11 protein-coding genes are annotated in these 21,800 nt (G+C 69.1%); 3 read left to right on the forward strand and 8 right to left on the reverse strand.

Going from position 1 to position 21,800, the window contains the following annotated elements:
• Window positions 1-131: 131 nt before the first annotated feature.
• From RT309_RS05345 to RT309_RS05375, 7 genes are all read right to left on the reverse strand, one after another.
• Window positions 132-893 carry an alpha/beta hydrolase gene (locus tag RT309_RS05345; protein ID WP_313355847.1) on the reverse strand — a complete coding sequence of 254 codons (762 nt, stop codon included), beginning with the start codon at window positions 891-893 and terminating at the stop codon, window positions 132-134.
• Window positions 894-940: 47 nt separating this feature from the next.
• Entirely contained in the window at window positions 941-3,583 is a 2,643-nt protein-coding gene (locus RT309_RS05350) for a penicillin acylase family protein (protein ID WP_313355848.1), read from the reverse strand.
• A gap of 104 nt (window positions 3,584-3,687) precedes the next feature.
• Entirely contained in the window at window positions 3,688-5,871 is a 2,184-nt protein-coding gene (locus RT309_RS05355; RefSeq protein WP_313355849.1) for a YhgE/Pip domain-containing protein, read from the reverse strand.
• Window positions 5,868-8,792 carry a YhgE/Pip domain-containing protein gene (locus tag RT309_RS05360; protein WP_313355850.1) on the reverse strand — a complete coding sequence of 975 codons (2,925 nt, stop codon included), beginning with the start codon at window positions 8,790-8,792 and terminating at the stop codon, window positions 5,868-5,870. The genes RT309_RS05355 and RT309_RS05360 overlap by 4 nt, the downstream gene beginning before the upstream one ends.
• Window positions 8,789-9,436 (reverse strand): TetR/AcrR family transcriptional regulator, encoded by a 648-nt coding sequence (locus RT309_RS05365; protein ID WP_313355851.1) that lies wholly within the window; start codon window positions 9,434-9,436, stop codon window positions 8,789-8,791. The genes RT309_RS05360 and RT309_RS05365 overlap by 4 nt, the downstream gene beginning before the upstream one ends.
• A 231-nt stretch (window positions 9,437-9,667) precedes the next feature.
• The gene (gene argG / locus RT309_RS05370; RefSeq protein WP_313355852.1) at window positions 9,668-11,098 is read right to left on the reverse strand and encodes an argininosuccinate synthase; all 1,431 of its coding nucleotides are present in this window, start codon (window positions 11,096-11,098) and stop codon (window positions 9,668-9,670) included.
• Window positions 11,099-11,169: 71 nt separating this feature from the next.
• A complete protein-coding gene (locus RT309_RS05375; protein WP_313355853.1) occupies window positions 11,170-12,192 on the reverse strand; it encodes a LacI family DNA-binding transcriptional regulator in 1,023 nt (340 codons plus the stop codon).
• A 160-nt stretch (window positions 12,193-12,352) separates the two neighbouring features.
• Here RT309_RS05375 and RT309_RS05380 point away from each other — a divergent pair, with 160 nt between their 5' ends.
• The 3 genes from RT309_RS05380 to RT309_RS05390 all read left to right on the forward strand — a co-directional run bounded on the left by RT309_RS05380 (window position 12,353) and on the right by RT309_RS05390 (window position 20,944).
• A complete protein-coding gene (locus RT309_RS05380) occupies window positions 12,353-15,604 on the forward strand; it encodes a family 20 glycosylhydrolase (RefSeq protein ID WP_313355854.1) in 3,252 nt (1,083 codons plus the stop codon).
• Between the two features lie 245 nt (window positions 15,605-15,849).
• Window positions 15,850-20,073: a DUF5979 domain-containing protein gene (locus RT309_RS05385; RefSeq protein WP_313355855.1), complete on the forward strand. Its 4,224-nt coding sequence runs from the start codon at window positions 15,850-15,852 to the stop codon at window positions 20,071-20,073.
• Between the two features lie 160 nt (window positions 20,074-20,233).
• Window positions 20,234-20,944 (forward strand): hypothetical protein, encoded by a 711-nt coding sequence (locus RT309_RS05390; RefSeq protein ID WP_313355856.1) that lies wholly within the window; start codon window positions 20,234-20,236, stop codon window positions 20,942-20,944.
• 30 nt (window positions 20,945-20,974) lie between these two features.
• Here the strand turns inward: RT309_RS05390 and RT309_RS05395 are convergent.
• The coding region (locus tag RT309_RS05395) for an acetylxylan esterase (RefSeq protein ID WP_313355857.1) at window positions 20,975-21,800 on the reverse strand (826 nt) is incomplete at its 5' end.

The following is a 21,800-nucleotide window of genomic DNA, read 5'->3' on the forward strand; positions in this document are numbered from 1 at the left end:
GGCTGACTCCGCCCGCGGCGGACCCGGCGCGGCGGACCCGGCGCCGGGCGGCCCGCGGGTCCGGAGGGCTCACGATCCGGCCCCCGAAGTGTGACGCCCCCGTGACAGGGGCCCGTGTGCGGGGCGCCGGGTCAGAGGTCGCGGATGAAGTCCCGGATCGTGGCCGCGGCTCCCGCGGAGTCGCTGATCAGCGTGCCGTGGCCGTGGTCGGGGATCTCGGCGAAACGGGCATCCGGAACCATGTCGACGATCTCCAGGCACCAGGTCATCGGGGCGAGCGGATCGCGCTGCCCGCGCACGACGAGCACCGGTACCTCCACGCGCGGATACGCGTTCTCGGGGGTGTGCACGATCGTCGCCTTCATCTTGCGCAGCAGATGAGGCCCGCCGCGCAGGTACTCGCGGGCACCTCGCCACAGCACCTCGGGCCGCTCGTGCAGCAGGTCCCAGAGCAGGTACCCGGCCTGTGCCCGGATGCTGCGCGACGCGCTGTTCACGGTCGGGCCGGCGAGCACGAGTGCCGACGCGACGTCGGGGTGTCGCACCGCGATCTCGGCGGCGATCTGGCTGCCCATCGAATGCCCCAGGATCACCGCGTCGTCGACGCGGCGACTGCGCAGGTAGGCGGCGATCAGGTCGGCGTGACGCTCCATGGTGAGGGTGCGCGCAGGCTCGGGCGCCTCACCGAAACCGGGCAGGTCGAGCCCGATGATGCGCCCGTCGAGGTGGGCGGTGAAATCGAGGTAGACGCTGCGGCCCATGCCGATGCCGTGCACCAGGACGATGGGTCGCGGGCCTCTGCCGAAGTCCTCGTGCACGAGCGTCGCTCCGGCATACGTGAACTCGCCGATGTCGGCCGGGGTGCCCTCGGGTGCGAGCAGACGTTCGGGCATCCCTCTACGCTACCCGGCCGGGACCGGCCACCACCCGACCGACACCGCTACCCCGCAGGGGTGAGCACCAGCCGATCGACGGCGGCCTTCGCCACTGCCTTCGTCGTGAACGCCCACGGCTTCTGCACGCCCCGCGCCCAGTCGTCGGTCTGATCGGTGTAGTGCGGGTTGAACGCGTGACCGCTCGCGCCGGTCAGGTGGTTCCACGTCGACGCGTCGAGGTCGTCGAGGTCGATGACCATGCGCATCGACGGCACGGTGACCGTCGCGTACGACTCGCCCAGGCGCCAGCCGGTGGCGTTCACGACCGAGGATCCTCCGCCGACCGGGTACGGTCCGCGGTTGAACAGCATCTCGACCGGGGCGATGCCCGACGTGCCGAGAGTCGCGTGGGTCAGTGAGAGCGCGTGCAGGTCGCCCCAGCGCCAGGCGGTCACGTCCTCGCCCTGCAGCCCGGCCAGCTCGTCGTAGGCCTGGTCGGCCGACAGGGCGAGCATCGATTTCCTGTCGTCGGCCCCGACGCGCTCGTTCTGCCACAGCGGATCGTTCTCGTCTTCGAGCATCTGCCCGACGACGGTGAACAGGCGACCCTGGTCGCTCACAGGCATCGAGACCTCGCGGTCGATGAAGACGTTGCGCACGAGGTTCGACCACAGCGCGTTCGCGTAGGCCGCCGCGGGCGAGTCCGGTGCGTTCTGCGCGTCCCATGTGCGCAGCAGCTCGAGGGCGGCCTTCGGCCCCTTGCGCGTGACCGCCACCCCGTCCATCGCCGCGACGAGCTGCTTGCCGATCCACATCTCGTCATCCATCTGGATCTCGCGCATGTCCTGGGCAGTGAGCGGCGCAGCCGCGGCGCGGCGCTCGATCAGATGCGCGATGCGCGCCGCGCGGTACCCGTAGTCCCAGTCCTTCGACAGGAAGTACGTGTAATCGTCGCCGACGATCGCGTTGTTCGCCGTGACGATGTAGCCCTCGGGCGGGTTGTACGACACGGGAAGCTCGTCGAAGGGGATGAAGCCCTGCCAGTCGTAGGTGCTGTCCCAGCCCGGCTGCGGCAGAGTGCCGTCGCCTGCGCCGCGGATCGGCAGGCGTCCGGGCGCCTGGTAGCCGATGTTGCCCTCGAGGTCGGCGTAGATCAGGTTCTGCGCGGGCACGTCGAAGAGGGATGCCGCGCGGCGGAAGCCCTCGAAGTCCTCTGCCATGTTCATCGCGAACAGGGCACTGGACGTGGTGCCGGGGTCCAGAGCCGTCCAGCGCAGGCTCACCGCGGTGTCGCCGGCCGGGATCTCCGGCGCACCCTGCAGCGGAAGCGGGGCGTCCGCGTCGCCGACCGCGGGGTCCTCGGCGATGGCGGTGAAGTCGTCGGTGAGGCCCGAGATGATGGGGCCGTGCGCGGTGCGACGGATGGTCAGCGGCACATCGTCGCCGCCGGCCACCTTGATGACGTCCTCCTCGACCTCGAGCGGCGCGAGGGCGCCGTCACGCCAGTACGAGTCGCCGTCGAGCTTCTCGACGTACAGGTCGGCGACATCAGTGGTGAGGTTCGTGAATCCCCACGCGATCTTCGCGTTGTGCCCGATCACCACGCCCGGCATTCCCGAGAACGAGAACCCCCCGACGTCGAACGGGCACGCCGCGCTGACCTTGCGGCACTTCAGCTGCACCTGGTACCAGACCGAGGGCAGCGCGGCGCCCAGGTGCGGGTCGTTGGCGAGCAGCGGCATCCCGCTCTCGGTCAGATCGCCCGACACGACCCACGAGTTCGACCCGATGCCCTCGCCCGCACCCCCGAGCAGCATGCTCGCAGCCTCGATGACGCTGTCTGCCTCGCGCCATTCGACGGTGCGCAGGGCGTCGGTGATCTCGGCATCGCCGCCACCGGAGTACGACGCCGGGGCGGCGTCGGTCGCGACCGGGTCGACCGGGGAGATCTCGGGCACGATGACGGGGTTCTTCGCGAACGGGTAGGCGGGGTAGAGCCTCTGCACCAGATCGCCGGTCTGCTCGGCCGTCTCGCCGGCATCGGCGAGGCGAGCCGCGAGCAGCGCACGGTCGGTCTCATCCTCGATGTTGGTGCGGAGGTCCCAGGCCATCGCCTTCAGCCAGGCGACGGAATCGGCCGGCTCCCACGGCTCGGGCCGGTAGTCGGGGTTCTGCATGCCGAGAACGGCATATTCGAGCGAGAGCTCGGCACCAGACCGTGACGACAGGTAGGCGTTCACGCCGTCGGCATACGCCTGGTAGTAGCCGAGGGTCGTCTCGTCGAGCGCGGCGACCTCCTGCTCGGCGACCGCACGCCAACCCAGGGTGCGCAGGAACTTGTCGGTGCCGACCTGCGAGGCGCCGAACATCTCGGCCACCCGGCCCGAGGTGACGTGCCGGCGGAAGTCCATTTCGAAGAAGCGGTCCTGCGCGTGCACGAAGCCCTGCGCGAACAGCAGATCCTCGGCGCTCGAGGCGGTGATGGTCGGGATACCGCGGTCGTCTCTCTCCACGGTCACTGACTCGTCCAGGCCGTTCAGCGACAGCTCGCCAGATGTCTGGGGGAACGAGCGCTGGATCGTCCAGGTGAGGAAGAACGCGGCGGCGACGGCGATCACGACGATCGCCGCGAGGACGAGGAAGGCGATCCGCCCGATGCGTGCGGCGAGGCTGCGGGTATGTGTCGCAGCGGGGATATCAGTCGTCATCGGCGGAAAGTCCTCAAGGGTAGGTGGGACTGCGTATCACGTGGTCCGGGTGCGCGTCTCGGGAAAGCGCGTGCCCTGGCATCCTACCCATTCGACGAACGAGATCACATGAGCTTCGTCGACTCCAGCGCCGCCAGCATCTTCTGGTTGCTGCGGATGAACGGGCGGCGCAGCACCAGCCCGAGCAGCAGCACCGGCAGCGTGAACGCGAGCAGCCAGCCGAGCGACACCCAGTAGTCGTTCTGGTGGATGCCGGCGATCGCCGAGCGCATCGCGTCCACCGCGTGCGTCGCGGGCAGGAACGGGCTGATGCTCTGGAACCACTGCGGCAGCACCTGCAGCGGATACGCCCCGCCGGATCCCGAGATCTGGATCACCAGCAGCAGCACGCCCAGCGCCTTGCCGGCGTTGCCGAAGGTGACGACGAGCGTGTAGATGATCAGCGTGAACACGAGCGATGCCACCCAGCCGGCGAGGATGAGCAGGAACGGATGCTGCGGCTGCACCTGCGTGAACAGCACGCTGCCGAGACCGAGCAGCGAGCTCTGCAGGAACCCGACGACCGCGAAGACGCCGAACCGCCCGAGGTAGGTCTCGGTGGGGGAGAGGTCGGGGAGGCCGGTGGCGCCGCCGCGCGGCGGGTCGACGCGGATCGCGACCGAGGTCAGCAGCGCACCCACCCACAGCGCGAGCACCGTGTAGAGCGGGGTCATGGCGGCGCCGAAGCTGACGACCGAGTACACCGGCACGCGGGTGAGCTTCACGGGTTCGGCGAGGTGAGCCGCGAGGGCATGGGGGTTGGCGCCGATCAGCGCGGTCAGCGCGGTCAGGTCGCCGGTGTCGATCGCCGTCGTGAGAGCGGCCGCGAGCTCGTCGAACCGGCCGGCGGTCTCGGTGAGCGAGTCGGAGATGCCGGAGGTGAGCGCCTCGGCATCCGTCAGTACCGACCCGGTCGACGAGGAACCGGTGAGCGAGCCCGCGGCCGATGACAGGTCGTCGCCGATCGAGTCGACGCCGCCGCTGATGCTCGCAAGCGTCGAGGCGAGGGCGTCGAGCTTCGGGCGCAGGCTGTCGGTGTACGAGCGGCGCGCGTCATCGACCGCGGCTTTCGCCTGCGCGGTCAGCTGCGCGATCTCGGCGCGGGTGCTCTGGCTGGCCGTGTTGGAGGAGGTGATCTGCGTGGCGGCGTCGTCGAGGCGCTGCTGCAGGGCCGTCTGCCTGGCGATGGCGGCGTCGATGGCCGACACCGACGCATCGAACGCGTCGAGCGCGCTCTCGGGCAGCACCGGTCGCACGTCGCGGACGAGTCCGTCGCGCAGCGTCTGCAGCCGATCGACCTGCGTCTGCACGCGGTCAGCCAGAGCGGCGATCGTGCGCGCGGCGCTCGCCGACTGCGAGTCCATGGTGGCGAACACCTGGTCGATGCTGTCCGACACCGACTGGTAGCTGTCGGACGTGCCCTGCAGCGCCGCGTCGAGCGACGCCGTGGTCGACGACAGCACGTCCTTCAGCGAGGCGGCGGCGTCCTTCCCGCCGCCGAGCGCTCCGCGGGCGTCGCGCAGCGCGTCGCCGGACCCGCTGACCAGACCGGACGCGCTCTCGACCAGGGGCCTGCTGGAGGCGATGAGCGAGGTGAACATGTCGGCCGTCGCGGCCCCCGCGCGCAGCTGCGCGGCCACCGATTCGACCCGTGCCTGCAGCCTCGACAGCGCCGCCTGGGTGTCGGCGTCGTCGAGGTAGTGCGACAGCGAGGTGATGATGTTCATCCCCGCTTCGCTGAGCGTCTCGGTGAACACTTCGTTGACGCTCTTCGTGACCTCGCTGGCGCCCTGCCCGGTGATCTTCGGGGCCAGGGCGTTCTTCTTCTCGTTGAGGTAGTAGTCGATGCGTGTGCGGTCGCCGCCGTTCGCGTAGAACGTCATCATGTCGGCGCTGAAGGTGGTCGGCAGCACGATCGCCGCGTAGTACTCGCCCGACCGGGTGCCGTCGATCGCGTCATGCTCCGAGGTGATGACCCAGTTCAGGTCGTCGTTGGCGCGCAGCGCTGAGACGACCTGTTCGCCGACGTTGATGCGCAGCGGCATGAGGTCACTCTGATACCCGTCGTCGGTGTTCGCGACCGCGACGGTCAGGTTGCGGGTGTTCTCGAACGGGTTCCAGCTGGCGATCACGTTGAACCAGGTGAACAGCGACGGGATGACGACGAGCCCGAACAGCACGATGAGGGCCATCGCGCTGCTCATCGCGCGTCGGAGGTCGTGCCGCATGACGGCGAGGACGTTGCTCACTGGTCGGCCCCCTTCTCGGTCGGCTGGTCGAATTCATCGGATGCCGGTTCCGGATGCTCGGCAGCCGGCTTCTCGGGACGCGTCGGGTCGTCGGCATCCGGCTGATCGGGACGGGCCGCGTCATCGGCATCCGGCGCCTGCGGGGCGTCGTCGGCGAACAGGTCGTCGAGGGCGATCGTGTCGTCGTCGGGCCCGCTCTCGACGACGGCCTCCTGCTCGGGAGGCGCCTCGGGTCGAGCATCCGGATGCTCGAGCACCGCCGTGCTGGCCGACGAGGTGGCGTCACCGCTCGCAGAGGTCGCCGCCGCCGCCATGGTGGGATCCGCGGACCGCTCCCACCCGGCATCCGCGAGCAGCTCGCGCTGCGAGGAGTTCTCGATCGCGAGGGCGCGGCGCAGCTCGGCATCCGGCATCTCGCCCACCTCGGCGGCCTGCTCGATGCTCTGCCGGATGTACTCGAGCGCGACGACGAAGCCGATCAGCAGCAGGCACCAGAGCGCGCCCAGACCCAGCACGACCGCCTTGGCGCTCGGGATCAGCCATCCGCACAGCCCCAGCACGACCAGGCCTGCGGCGCCGACGAGCAGCGTGAGACGCAGGCGCGTCGCGTGGCGCTCGGCGAAGCGCTGCGCGCGCCGCGCGACGTCGGCGCGGAAGCCGTCGCCGTCGGTCAGCGCACGGATGATCTCGGGCGTGCGACGGCGGCCGGTGATCTGCACGTCTTCGCTGACCATCAGCTCGGTCTCGGCCAGGCGCCGGTTGAACAGGCGGGTGAAGTTGCCCAGCCGTCCGCGCATGAGCAGCCCGAGCACCCACGCCAGCACGACGAAAACCGCCAGCATGCCCATGAAGCCCCACCAGTGGCCGTCGTAGAAGCCGCTGATGGTCTCGCGCATCGCGTCGATGCCGTAGGTGAACGGCAGGAACGGATACAGCCCGCGGAAGAAGTCGGGCATCATCTCGATCGGGTACAGGCCCGAGGCGCCCGGGATCTGGACGATCACGAGCAGGATGCACAAGCCCTTGCCGACGATGCCGAAGCACACCGACAGGGCGTAGATGATGCTGAGATAGGCGAGTCCGATCAGCACCCCGGTGCCGACGTAGGCGAACGGGTTCGCCGACTGCACGCCGATCACGAGGTTGCCGACCGTCACGAGCACGGCCTGGAACACGACGATCGTGGCGAACAGCAGCCACCGGCCGACGTACGCCCGGCGCACGGTGATGCCCTCGACGCCCTCGGTGTCGACCTCGACCCGGAAGATCACCATCAGCACGAAGGCGCCGATCCAGAGTGAGAGGTTGGTGAACAGCGCCGCCATCGCCGACCCGTACGCGGGCGTCGGGAACATCGTCTTCGTGTTGACCTCGACGGGTGACGCCATGAATCGTGCGATCTCATCGGGCTGCAGGCCGCTGACCTCGCTGAGCCTGCTCCAGATCTCGGCTGATCCGAGCGCGAGCACGTCGGTGCGCACGGTGGCGAGGGAGGTCTCGGCGGTGGCCAGGTTCCCGTCGAACGCGGCGAGGGCGTCGGAGGTGCCGGCGAGCTGGGTCCTCAGCCCCGCGAGCAGACTCTGCGCCTGAGCCACCTGGGTGCGCTGCGCGCCGAGGGCCGCCGAGAACGCGTCGGCGCTCGCCGCGAGCTGCGACATCGCCCGGTTCAGCTGCGGGACGCTCTGCGTGAGGGCGTCGCGGATCGCCGTGGCCGAGGTCGCGGCCTGGCCGACGGCGCCGTTGACGCTGTCGGCCGCGCCGGTGACGGCGGTGATCGTGCTCGACACGTCGGCGGTCAGCTGCGTGAGATCGGTCAGCACCTGCTGATCGGCGGCGTTGCGCTGCTGCAGGGCGTCGATGGCGGCGCTCAGGCGCTGCGCCGCGGCGGAGCCCGACTCGGTGCGGTCGAGCGCCGCCTGCAGCTCGTCGAGTGCGGCGGCGTTCGACTCGATCACCGCCTTCAGGTCGTCTGCGGTGGTGGCGACGGCGGCGTTCGCCTGCTGCAGGCCGGATGCCAGGGTCGCGATCGACCCGTTCATCTTCGCGGCCGCGTCGGCGATGAGGGTGGAGCCCGAGACGTATGCGGATGTGACCCGGTCGGTGACGGTGAGCAGCTCCTGCTGTGCTTCGCCGGCGATCTGCTGCGCCTGGCCGACGGCCGTCTGCACCTCGCCGAGGGTGCGGTCGACCTTGTCGAGAGTGCGGGATGCCCGGTCTATGCCGTCTGCGGCATCCGTCAGGCCGGTCTGCAGATCGCCGAGCCGTTCGCGTGCCGACGCGACCTTGCCGACCGCCTCGTCGAGTGCGCCCGCGGTGGAGTCTCGGGCGTCGGTGAGGCGGTCTTCGGCATCCAGACCGGCGTCCTTCAGCTGCGCGCTGACCGCCTCGGCGACCGTCGAGACGAAGGTGCTGTTGATCTGGTTGTCGAGCGTGGATGCGCCGACGTCGGTGATCTTCGGCGCGATCGCGCTGGCCTTCTCGTTGACGTAGTACTTCAGCTCGGGCCGGGTGAATTCGCCGGTCGTGATGCTGAGGAAGTCGTGGCTGAAGTCGGGCGGGATGATGATCGCCGCGTAGCTGCGCCCGCTGCGAACGGCATCCATCGCCTCGTCCTCATCGACGAAGTCCCAGCCCAGTTGATCGTTCTGCTTCAGCTCGCCGACGAGTTCGCCGCCGATGTCGATGTGGCCGGTGAGGTCGGATGACGCTCCCGCGTCCTGGTTGACGATCGCGACGCTCACCTGCTGCGTGTTCGAGTAGGGATCCCAGAACGCGACGATGTTGAACCAGGCGTAGAGCGACGGGGTGACGATGACCCCGATGATGATGATCCACGCCTTGCTGACCCGCGCCAGCCGTCCGAGATCGCGGCGGTAGACGCTCCACGCGTTCGGTTTCGCGCCGATGTCGGTATCACTCACGCGGGGGACTCCGTGATGTCGGGGTGGACGGTGATGTCGGGGTGGACGGTGATGTCGGGGTGGAGGGTGAGCAGCTGGTCGGCTTCGCGCCACGATAGTCCTGCGATGCTCAGCACGGTGCGGACCGCGAGATTCGCCGCGCCGGTGCTGGAGGCATCCGTGCGGGCGACGACGGTGCGCGCGATCTCCTCGATGAGGCGAGCGAGCGTGGGCGCAGGCAGGTCGGTGCGGAAGCTGCCGTCGTCCTGGCCGCGCTGGACGAGCTGCGCGACGGCTCTGCGCAGCGGCGCGAGGGCGTCGGCGGTGTGCTCGACGTGATCCTCGTCGAGCGCGAGCGCCGCAGCGAACTGCACGTGCGCGGCCTCCTGCCACAGCCGAGCGGCGAGCCGGGCGAGGGCGATGCGGGCGTCGGCGTCGGCGATCGATTCGGCGATCGCGTTGAAGCGCTGTGCCCCGGTGCTGATCAGCTCGCGGATCAGCGCGTCGCGGTCGTCGAAGTGACCGTACAGCGTGCGCCGGCTCAGGCCCGCGGTGCGCGCGATGACGTCGACGCTCGCGTAGGGGTCGAGTGCGAGGGTGCTGCGCGCGGCGTCGAGGATGCCGGCACGGTTGGCGCGCGCATCGGAGCGAGGGGGGCGGGACATCCCTCAAGAATAAATATGTTGCACACGCGTGTGCAACATAGCTCGGTGAATTCCCAGCGACGACATACAGAACGGGGGCCGACACGCCAGATGTCGGACGTTCCTGCAGGATGTGTCCGACATCTGGAGTGTCGGCCCCCGAAGTGTCGCGGCCACGGCGGGTCGGCGGACACATGCGGCCGACACGCGAAAGGCGCGGACGCCGCAGCATCCGCGCCTTTCGGAGGAGGATCAGTCGGTTCCGGAGTCGAAGGCCGCTCCCTCGGATGCCAGGTCGATGGCCTCGGCGAACCGCTCGTCGTCGGTCTCGGACGCGGAGATCTCGGCGGCCTGACCAGCGGTCACCTTGCCGACCAGCTCGCCCGTCGCGCCGCCGACGAGGCCGAGGCCCGCGTACTGCTCGAGGCGCGAGCGCGAGTCGGCGATGTCGAGGTTGCGCATGGTGAGCTGGCCGATGCGGTCGACCGGGCCGAAAGCCGCGTCGCCGACGCGCTCCATCGACAGCTTCTCGGGGCCGTACGACAGGTTCGGCGAGACGGTGTCGAGGATGGTCCAGTCGTCGCCGCGGCGCAGGCGCAGGGTGACCGTGCCCGAGATGGTGAGGCCCACCCAGCGCTGGATCGACTCGCGCAGCATGAGCGACTGCGGCTCGAGCCAGCGGCCCTCGTACATCAGTCGGCCGAGGCGGCGACCCTGCTCGTGGTAGGTCGCGAGGGTGTCTTCGTTCAGGATGCCGTTGACCAGGCGCTCGTAGGCGATGAACAGCAGCGCCATGCCGGGAGCCTCGTAGATGCCGCGCGACTTCGCCTCGATGATGCGGTTCTCGATCTGGTCGCTCATGCCCAGGCCGTGGCGACCGCCGATGGTGTTCGCCTCCATGACGAGACCCACCGGGTCGCTGTACTCGGTGCCGTTGATGGCGACCGGGCGCCCGCCCTCGAACGTGACGGTGACGTCTTCGGTGGCGATGTCGACCGAGGGATCCCAGAACTTCACGCCCATGATCGGGTCGACGGTCTCGAGAGACACGTCCAGGTGCTCGAGGGTCTTCGCCTCGTGCGTGGCGCCCCAGATGTTGGCATCCGTCGAATACGCCTTCTCGGCCGAATCGCGGTACGGGAATCCGCGCTCGACGAGCCACTCGCTCATCTCCTGGCGGCCGCCGAGCTCGGTCACGAAGTCGGCGTCGAGCCACGGCTTGTAGATGCGCAGGCGGGGGTTGGCCAGCAGGCCGTAGCGGTAGAACCGCTCGATGTCGTTGCCCTTGTAGGTCGAGCCGTCACCCCAGATGTCGACGCCGTCGTCGCGCATCGCGCGCACGAGAAGCGTGCCGGTGACGGCACGGCCGAGCGGGGTGGTGTTGAAGTACGTCTTGCCGCCCGAGCGGATGTGGAAGGCGCCGCACTGCAGGGCGACGAAGCCCTCCTCGACGAGTGCGGTCTTGGCATCCACCAGACGCGACTCCTCGGCGCCGTACTCGAGCGCGCGGCCGGGGATCGAGGCGATGTCGCTCTCGTCGTACTGGCCCAGGTCGCCGGTGTAGGTGTAGGGCACGGCGCCCTTCTCGCGCATCCACGCGACGGCGACGGAGGTGTCAAGCCCTCCGGAGAAAGCGATGCCGACCTTTTCGCCGACGGGGAGGGACTGGAGCACCTTGGACATGGATTCAAGTCTATCGGCGCTCGGCGTGTCGCCCTGCGCGTGGGTCGCTGAGGAGACGGCCGGAGCGGTCGTCATGCATGAGGTGCCGCGGTGGACTCGCGGACGAGCAGCTGAGGTGCGAGGGGCCGGTCCGCTGTCGGGTCGTCGCGCCCCTCGAGGCGGGCAGTGACCGACGCCACCGCGCTCAGGCCCAGTTCGGTGAACGGCTGAGCGACTGTCGTCAGCGCCGGAGTGCAGTACGCCGAGAGGCGCACGTCGTCCACACCCACGATCGAGACGTCCTCCGGTACACGCCGGCCGGCGTCGTGGAGCCCGCGGATGACGCCGAAGGCCATCTCGTCGCTCGCGACGAACACTGCCGTCGTTCCGGGGTCGCTGCCGAGCTGCAGTCCTGCCCGATACCCCGATTCCGGCGTCCAGTCACCGTGGATGATCGGCGGCACCGAGCGCCCGGCGTCCTCCAGCACTTCTCGCCATCCGGCGGTGCGCTCGACCGCGTCCACCCAGTCTCCGGGGCCAGACACGTGCTGCACGGTGCGGTGTCCGAGCGCGAGCAGGTGCTCGGTGGCGAGCCGCGCAACCGCTCGCTGGTCGACATCCAGCGAGCGTGCCCGCTCCACCGGGGAGCCGCCGATGGTCGCTGTCGGCAGCCGCTCGCTCATCGATTCGATGCGTCGGTCCTGAGCACGCAGCGGAACGGCGAGGATGAGCCCTTCGGCGCCCAGCCGCTCCAGCCGGTCGAGAGCGGCGCTGATCGAGCCCGCATCGACGTTGGCGATGTGCGCTCCCACGACGCTGTAGCCCTCCGCATCCGCGGCGTGCTCGATCGCTAGCTGAGTCATGGCACCGGCGTACGACTCGGTGGCCATGCTGAGCACGCCAATGGTGCGAGTGCGTCCCGATGACAGGGCCCGCGCCGCCGGATTCATCCGGTAGTCCAGCTGGCGCACCGCTTCGAGGACCTTCTCGCGCTTCTCGTCCGAGACGTACGGGTGCCCTCGCAGCACGCGGGATACGGTCTGAGCCGAGACGCCGGCCGCTCGCGCCACGTCCAGCATGCCGGGTGGCCTGGAGGGCGCTGCAGGGTCGGTCACGCGTCTTCTTCCCGTCTGCTCATCGTTGACACAGCATAGCCACTCGGCATATGTTATCGATGCCATACCGATGCGACGGCGCGTCCGACATCGTCGTCACCACCAGAGAGGTCCTCCCGTGCGATCACCCCTATCGAGCAGCAGGCGGAGCCTGCGCGCGATGCTCGCCGCAACCGTCACCACGGTGACGCTCGTCGCAGGCTCGCTCGCGCTCGCCGCTCCGGCGTCCGCGGCGACAGCGTCGCTTCCCGACGTGATTCCCTCGATCGACGGATGGGAGCAGGTCGACGGCACCTTCACCGCGGCTGACGATGTGCGGATCGTGGCGGACGGAGGCAGCGAACAGCTGACCTCCACTGCCGGCATCCTCCGAGACGAGCTGCGTCCCGACTATCCGTCCGCATCGGTCGCGACCTCCGGCGCCGGCGCCGGCGACATCGAGCTCCGCCTCGACGACGCGCGGGACGAGCTGGGCGATCAGGGGTACGAGCTGACCGTGGATGAGAGCATCGTCATCACCGCCGCCGACCCCGCCGGTGTCTTCAACGGCACGCGCACCGTGCTGCAGATGCTGGGCCAGCAGGACACCCTGCCGCGCGGTTCGGTCGTCGACATCCCCGAGTACGCCGAGCGCGGCGTCACCGTCTGTGCCTGCGTGATCAACATCTCGCCGGAGTTCATCGATCGCCTCATCGAGGACATGGCCTTCCTGAAGCTGAACACCATGCTCGTGGAGCTCAAGGTCAAGGTCGACGGCTACCCGCAGACCAACACCTGGTCGTACTACACCAAGGACGACATCCGCACGCTCGTCAGCAAGGCGAAGCGCTACGGCATCGACGTGATCCCCGAGATCAACTCGCCCGGTCACATGGAGATCTGGCTGGAGAACATGCCGGAGCTGCAGCTCACCAACGAGCGCACCGGCGCCAAGGACGAGGTGCGGATGGACATCACCAAGGAGGCCTCGTTCGACTTCTACACAGACCTGATCGACGAGTACCTCGAGGCGTTCGACAGCGACTACTGGCACATGGGCGTCGACGAGTACATGCTCGGCAGCGGCTACGCGAACTACCCGCAGATCAAGCGCTTCGCAGAGCAGCAGTTCGGCCCCGGCGCGACCGAGAACGACGTGGTCGCCTGGTACGTGAACAAGGTCAACGACTACGTCAAGGCGAAGGGCAAGAAGCTGCGCATCTGGAACGACGGCGTGATGACCGAGAACAGATTCGTCTCGTTCGACACCGACATCATCGTCGAGCACTGGAACCAGGGCGGCTCGTCGGTGCGTCCCCAGCAGTTCATCGACTGGGGCCACGACGTCAACAACATCTCCAACTCGCTGTATATGGTGCGCGGCGGATACGGCGTCGACAGCAAGGGCCTGTACGAGTCCGGCTGGACACCCGCCCAGTTCTACGGTCAGAAGGTCACCAGCGGTCTGGACAAGATCCTCGGCGCTCGCCTGAGCATCTGGCCAGACGGGGGCACCCCGCAGGAGGCCGAGAACACCACCGAGAAGCGCATGTTCGAACCGCTGCGTTTCGTCGCGCAGGCGACCTGGACCGCGAAGCGCCCGTGGGCGAAGTACGCGGACTTCAAGGCCGCGATGGACACCATCGGTCGTGCTCCGCTCTTCGAGAACGCCACGCGTCAGCCGCTGGCGGCCGGTGCCTTCACGCTCTCCACCGAGGGTGGCGCGCTCGCCGCAGCTGAGAACGGCGGCACCGCGCTGGCCGAGACCGGGGAGGCCTTGACCTTCGCCCCCACCGACGACGGCTACTACACGATCACGGCCTCGGACGGCCGCTGCCTGAGCGTCGCGAACGACGGCACCATGCGGCTCAACGTTCCTGTCGAGATCGGCGCGGGCATCACCCTGAGCGCGTGCGGCACGTCCACGCTGCAGAAGTGGCAGCTGCGCAAGACCGACGGCGGATACACGATCGCCAACGCGGCGAGCCAGCAGTTCCTGTCGGTCTCCCAGGGTCTGACCGACGTGCCGGTTGCGGGCGAAAAGGCCAAGAACGTCCCCGACGGACTCGTGGTGCAGACCCCGGCCGACTGGGGTCGCACGGTCTGGAGCGTTCAGGGAGCGGTCTCGCTGACCGTCGCCCCCGGCGTCGTCGCCGCTGCGCCGGGAGAGTCCGCCGCCATCGCGGTGACCGTCAGCAACTCCACTCCGGATGCCCTGACTGGCGCTGCTCTGCGCGTCCGCGCGGCGGAGGGCTGGACGGCGCTTCCTGAGAGCATCCCCGTCGCCGACATCCCTGCAGCCGCCACCGCGCAGGTCGATGCGCGGGTGTTCAACGTGAACGTCGCCAGCGGCACGGGCGCGTTCGGCTATGAGCTGGTCGGCGCGGACGGCACGATCATCGCCACGGCCAGATCGCAGGCGAACGGCGTGTGCGCGGCGGGAACCCTGCGTCCCACTGCAATCGCCGCGGTCTCCAGCGAGCAGACATCCGGTGAGCCGGCGCCGAACGGCCCGGCAGCCGCGGCGATCGACGGCAACCCCGCCACCTACTGGCATTCGCAGTGGTCGCCGAGTGAGGCCAAGTACCCGCACTCGATCGTCGTCGACCTCGGGTCCGCGCAGTCTGTGTGCGGGCTGATCTACAGCGGTCGCAACTCGGGCGGCAACGGGGCGGCAAACGGTCGCATCGCCGACTACGAGGTGTACGCATCGACGGACGTCGCCGCCATCGCCGGCGCGTGGGGCGACCCCGTCGCCTCGGGCACCTTCGCGAACACGGCGAACGCGCAGACGGCGTCATTCCCGGCGCAGTCCGCGCGGTATCTGAAGCTGGTGGCGCTGTCGGAGGTCAACGGCAACCCGTGGGCCACCGTCGGTGAACTCGCCGCGGCCGGCCCCGCCCCGAAGGTGCCGGCCTACGACGCCGAGATCTCGCTGGGGGCCGACACCGTGCAGGCGGGCTCCGAAGTCTCGGTCAGCGGCACCGGTTTCGCGCCTGGCGATGCCGTGAGCCTGCGTCTCGAAGCGGACGGTGCGAAGCAATCCCGTGCCGACGATGCTCTCGTCACGCTGCAGGCGGATGCCGACGGCGCGTTCACGACGCAGATGGTCGTGCCCGAGCAGACTGCGGCCGGCGCCTACCGCGTAGTGGCCACGGGCACGCCGTCCGGTGCGTCAGATTCCGCCGACGTCGCAGTGACGGTCGCCGAGGGCACCGATCCGGGCACCGATCCGGGCACGGAGCCCGGTACGGACCCTGGCACCGGCCCTGGCACCGGCCCGAGTGCCGGCGGTGGTGCGAGCGGCACGGACGGCGCCCTGGCCGTCACGGGCGCCGAGCTCACCCTCGGTGGTATCGCGGCCGGACTGCTGCTGATGGCCGCAGGCGGAGCGTTTCTGCTGATCCGCCGCAGGAGGACGGGAAGCGTCTGAATGGATTGACCGGTTGAGACCACGAAAGGGCTCCCGTCGCTGACAGCGGCGGGGGCCTCTTCGTGGTCCGGGCGGTGGCCGCCCGATCGAGCGTGATCATCGGATGACCGGCTCGTGCGGTGCGATAGTGTCTAGCCAGACCTATGCCCGACGGGTCCACTCGGCGCGCCCTGTGCGCGATCGAGAGGGGGGTGCGCGCCTCGCCCGGGGCGCGCATGAGCGGGGAGATTTCAGGGGAGATCTGAATGTCGCTTCGGCGTGCGCGCACACAGAACCGTTCCGGTCGAGAGAAGTCGAAGAGAACTCCGGGGGGCCGGATTCTGCAGCGGATCATCGCCGCGCTGGGCGTCGGGGTTCTCGCGACCATCGGCCTCACCGCCGCACCCTCAGCGGCAGTGGCGGCCGTCAACGACAAGATCGTCGTCGGCGACATCACGCTCAACCCCGCGGGCGCGCAGCTCACGATCGGCGACAAGGTCACCGTGGCGGGAAGCTGGAGCGCTGTCGACGCGGATCCGAAGGAGGGCGACACCTTCACCATCGGACTCCCGCCGGAGTTCACCTTCCCGGCCGCGGTGCCCTTCCGGCTGCTCGGTCCCGACAACGTGGTCTGGGGAAACTGCCTCACCGACCCGAGCTCCGGCATCGCATCGTGTGAACTGACCGACGCGGTCGTGGAGAAGCCCGAGCTCGTGCAGGGCGCCTGGGAGTTCGAAGTGCAGGCGGTGAAGGAGACCACCGCGACCGAGGTGACCTTCGATCTCAACGGCGACAAGGTCACGGTGCCGCTGCCTGGCGGCGGTGGCATCGATGACGGCATCGACCTGCCTGGCACCATGACCAAGGTCGGCGCGATGAACGGCAACAACTGGTCGATGAACTGGACGGTCGAACTGCCCGGCGCGAACATGGCGGGTCAGGAGAGCGTTCGCCTCACCGACACATTCGGCCCGGGCCACGTGCTCTGCGATCCTGTCGGGCTCAAGGTTCAGACGGTTCGTGGCAGCACGGTCGTGGACGTCACGAGCATCGCCACGATCGACGGCGCGCCCGGCGACGCCGGCTTCGACCTTGTGCTCACGGCGCCGCATGGTGGATTCAGCACCGACGTGACCTATCGGGTCACCTATCAGACGTGCACGCCGGGCGGCCAGATCGGCCCCGCGGGCACGAAGTACGTGAATTCCGCCCAGGTCGAAGGCTGGGGTGACGCCGGTCTGGGTGTCGGCGAGGTCACGAACGGGGGCTGGCACCAGAGCCTCGCCAAGTCCGGCAGCGTGCTGGGCGGCGCAGATCGCAACGGCAAGATCGCCTGGACAGTGGTCATCCCAGGGGACGAACTCGTGAATCAGGAGAGCTTCAGCTTCAGCGAGGTGCTCGGTGACGGTCACGAACTTTGCACGAGCACGATCGGCGACCTGAAGATCGTCGAGCAGTACGGTCCGAACCCAGGCGGCGCGGCCGGTCTACGGCAGGACATCACCGGCAAACTGACGCGAGCCGAGGTGAAGGCCGCCACCGAGCGGTCCTTCGACCTGCAGTTCACGATCAACGACGCCGACTTCGACTTCAAGGCATCCGACTGGCGCTACGTCGTCACCTACACCACGTGCGTGAGCTCGACTGATCTGCCGGCGAGCGGGACGAGCTACACGAACACCGTCACTGTCGACGGCAAGGCGACCGGTGCCGAAGCCAAGGTGCCCGGACGCTCACAGGGCAAGAGCGGTCGCCTCAATGGCGCATTCGTGACGCTCGACGGCGTCACGCACATGCCGCAGACGACGATGAGCTGGAACGTCACGATCCCCGGTGAGAAGGTCGACGGCATAGCCGGTCCGCTGAAGCTGACCGACACGCTCTCGTTGTCGCAGATGATCTGTGAGGCGGGCGACCCGACCGCGGGCATCGCGGAGCGCATGAACCTCAGGGCGTTCGCGAAAGACCAGATCAGCGGAGGCAAGCTGGACGACGTCGAGCTGACGAAGACGACGACAGTCTCCCTCGACGGGCAGCAGATCACGTTCGAGATCGCTCCACCGAACTTGAGGACACCCACCGGCACGAGTGACGGTTTCACTCGCGAGTACCAGTACACGCTCAGCTACACGACGTGCACGACGAGCGGCGGCATGGACGCCCCGGGCACGGTCTACGGCAACAAGCTCGAAGGCCACGGCATCGCGTTCTCGTCGAGCGTGACACAGAGCAACAAGGGATCGGGTACGGGCACCGGTGTGACCCGCGGCAGCGTCTCGGTCTCGAAGTCGCTCGCCGACACCCCTGGTGCGGATCTCATTCCCGCCGGCACCGCCTTCACGGTGCGGGCGCAGGAGTTCGACCCGACCGGAGCCGCTCAGGCCGAGTACGAGCTGAGCGTGCCGCTCAACGGCGACCCGGTCAGCGGCTTCAACGCCCGCGGCAAGGGCTGGACCATCAGGCTCTCCGAGCCGACCCTCCCGAAGGTGCACGGTGTGACCTGGGGCACCCCGGTGTTCAAGAAGACCGACGGTGTCACCCCGAGTCCCGACGGCACGACGGCTGTGGCCGCCCTCACCCCCGGCAGCAACATCGCCGTGAGTCTCGAGAACCGCGCGCTGCTCGGCAGCGCCACGGTCACCAAGAACCTCACCGGCCCCGAGGCCGCGCTGGCTCTCGTCGGCCCCGACAAGAACTACCGGATCACGGCGAAGATCGACACGAGCAGGCTCGGGAACAACGTCCCCGCACAGGCCGACCGCGTGTTCGACCTCAAGGCCGGGGAGACCGAGACGCTCGAGAATCTGCCGATCGGCGCCGTCGTCACCCTTTCCGAGGCGGGGCCGGCAGACGATGACACGTTGACCTGGTCGGCGCCGCAGATCTCGCCGAACCCGATCACGATCGAACCCGGCCACGCGACCACGCCGGCTGCCGTCACGGTGACCAACCGCGTCGACCGCACCGTCGGCACGTTCTCGATCGCGAAGAACGTGACGGGCGCGCAGGCCGACAATCCGGCCGTCCCCGGCTCGGTCTTCGTGACCGCCACGTGGACGCAGGACGGAAAGGTCGAGCGCAAGGTGCTCACCGTTCCCACCGACGGCACTCCGGTCGCGCTGGGTGAGAACCTGTTGATCGGCACGAAGGTGACTCTCACCGAGACCGCACTGGTCGACGGGTCGAGCATCGCTTGGGCATCCCCTGTCTGGTCGGGCACCGGCGTGACGGTCGACGGCGACTCGGCCGTCGTCTCGATCACCCGCACCGCCGACGCTCGCGTCGTGCTCGAGAATCACGCTGCGACGTCGGTCGCCGGCATCAGCCTGATCAAGGGCATCGCGGGTGCGGCTGCGGGAGAGGTTCCCACCGAGGCCGAGTTCCCCATCACGGCGACGTGGACGGATGCTGACGGCGAGAAGCAGTCGAAGAAGCTGATGATCAATGCCGTCGAGCCCACGCTCCTGGGCGTGCAGCTGCCGGCCGGCACTGTGGTCACCATCACCGAGGGCGAGCGCCCGGAGCTCGACAAGGTGATCTGGGGCTCGATCACGATCAGCGGCACTGATGTCACCGACAACGGTGACGGGTCCGCCGAGATCGTCGTCTCCGATCAGCAGGACGACGTCACGCTGGTGACAGTCGTGAACGAGGCGACCTGGGCGCCGGGCACCTTCACCATCTCGAAGAAGGTCACCGGCATCCTGCTCGAGAACCCCGACATCCCCGAGGCCGTCACCGTGATGGCTTCGTGGCTGGAGGGCACCGAGCCCCGCTCGGCGGAGGTCATCATTCCGATCGACGGCACTCCGGTCGCCTTCGGCCGTGACCTCCCGCACGAGACCCTCGTCACCCTCTCCGAGCTGCCGCTCGAGGACGCCCCCGCCTTCACCTGGAGCACCCCGGTGTTCACGGGTGATGACCTCGAGGCACACGAGGACGGCACCGCCTCGCTCACGATCGGCGCCGCCAAGGACGCCGGGATCGTCGTCACCAACGAGGCCGTGGCCAGGCTGGGTGCGCTGACTGTGACCAAGGAGCTCTCCGGCAGCGGTGCGAGCCTGGTCGACGACACCGCGTTCCCGGTGACGGCCACCTGGACCGACCTGCTCGGCGAGACGCAGTCGGTCGAGATCGAGGTGCGTGCCGGCGAGGCGACCGTCATCGACGGCCTTCCGCTCGGCACCGAGGTCACGCTGAGCGAGGGCGACGCCGAGGTGCCGGCCAACGCACGCTGGCACGGCGCGACCTGGTCGACCGACGACGAGAGCGTCGCTCTGGGCGAGGTAGACGGCAACGCCATCACGCTGGTCGTCACAGGCGAGAACGGTGCGCAGGCCGCCGTCACCGTCACGAACGAGTTCGAGAAGCTTCCCGACCTCGCCGTGACCGGTGGCCCGATCATCAAGGCCTCGATCATCTCGCTGGCCGCTCTGCTGGTCGGTGCGGGCATCGTGATGCTCGTGCTGCACCGGCGCCGGCAGGCCTGACGGCCCGGTACCCCGATACACACCGAGGGCCGACGTGGGATGCTCCGCGTCGGCCCTCGGTGGATGTGCGGCACCGACGGAGGCCGAGCTACCGCCCTCCGGGAGAACTCCGGCGTTTCGTGCGGCACCCTGGAGCCGGTAGCGCGAGTAGCGTGGGGCCATGGGTCAGGCGGTGCTGTGGGGCGCGGTGGCGGCATCGCCGCTGCTCGTCGGCGCGCTGCTGGCGCTGGTGCGCAGATGGCCCGATCGACTGCTCGGCATCATCCTCGGGTTCGGTGCCGGCGCGCTGATGGCATCCATCGCCTTCGAGCTGTGGGAACAGGGTGTCGCGCTCGCCGGCCACCTGCCGCTGATCGCCGGGGTCGCCGCCGGGGCGCTCTGCTACTACATCGGCGCGCGGATCCTCGATGCACGTCAGGCGAAGAAGAAGAAGGCGGATGCCGGTGGCGGGTCGCTCGCGATCGGAGCGCTGCTCGACGGCGTCCCGGAGCAGCTCGTCCTGGGCATTGGACTCGCATCGGGTGAAGGCGTCAGTGTCGCCCTGGTGGTCGCCATCCTCGTGTCGAACCTGCCCGAGTCGATCGGCTCCGCCGCCGACCTGCTGGCGGGCGGCATGCGGCGCAGCCGCGTGGTTCTGCTGTGGGCGGGTGTGGCCGTGCTCTGCGCGATCGCGACGGTGGGCGGGTTCGCGCTGGCATCCGTCGTCGACGACAGCTTCCGCGCCGGCGCCAACGGCTTCGCTGCCGGCGCCCTGCTGGTCATGCTCGTCGACTCGATGGTGCCCGAAGCGCAGAAGAAGGCGAAGGAGTCGACGGGACTGGCCACCGTGATCGGGTTCGCGTTCGCCGCCTGGCTTGCGCTCGCCGCCTGAGCCGCGCCGGCCGAAGCTCAGCCCAGCAGCTCAGCCCAGGCGTTCAGCCAGCCAGGCCGCCTGGCGCTGCCACTGCACGCCCAGCCCGCCCTCGTGCTCGTTGAACGCGTACTCCACCACCTCGGCGCCGCCTCGGTGACGGTTGGCCGCGGCGTACACGGTCGACGGCGGGCACACCGGATCCATCAGCGCCGCCGAGTACAGCGCGGGAGCGTCCGCGCGAGCGGCGAAGTTCACCCCGTCGAAGTACGACAGGGTCGCGAAGGTCTGCGCCACGGCATCCCGATGCACAGAGAGATAGCGCACGATCTCCTGGTACGGGTCGCGGTCGGTCAACCCGACGGCCCGCTCGAAGTGGCACAGGAACGGCACGTCGGGCATCACGCCCACCAGGCCGTCGCTGAGCCCGGCGGCGGCGATCGCGATGCCGCCACCCTGGCTGCCGCCGGTGACCGCGATGCGGTCGGCATCCACCTCGGGCAGGCTGCGCACCGCGTCGATCAGCAGCACCGCGTCGGTGAACACGCGACGGTAGTAGTACTGCTCGGGGTCGTCGATGCCGCGCGTCATGAACCCGGGCGCCGAGGCGCCGGTGCCGTGCGGGTCGGGGGTCGAGCCGCCGGTACCCCAGCCGCTGCCCTGCCCGCGCGTGTCCATGAAGACCCACGCGTACCCGGATGCCGCCCAGCCGAGGCGCTCGTGCGGCAGGCCGCGCCCGCCGCCGTAGCCGTTGTACTCGATGACCGTCGGCAGGGGTCCGGTCGCACCGGCGGGCACGACGAACCAGCCGCGCACACGGTCGCCGCCGAATCCGCTGAACGACAGGTCGTAGACGTCGACGAGCGTCAGCGTGGTC

The organism is Microbacterium sp. (genome assembly GCF_032084865.1).
Lineage (GTDB): Bacteria > Actinomycetota > Actinomycetes > Actinomycetales > Microbacteriaceae > Microbacterium.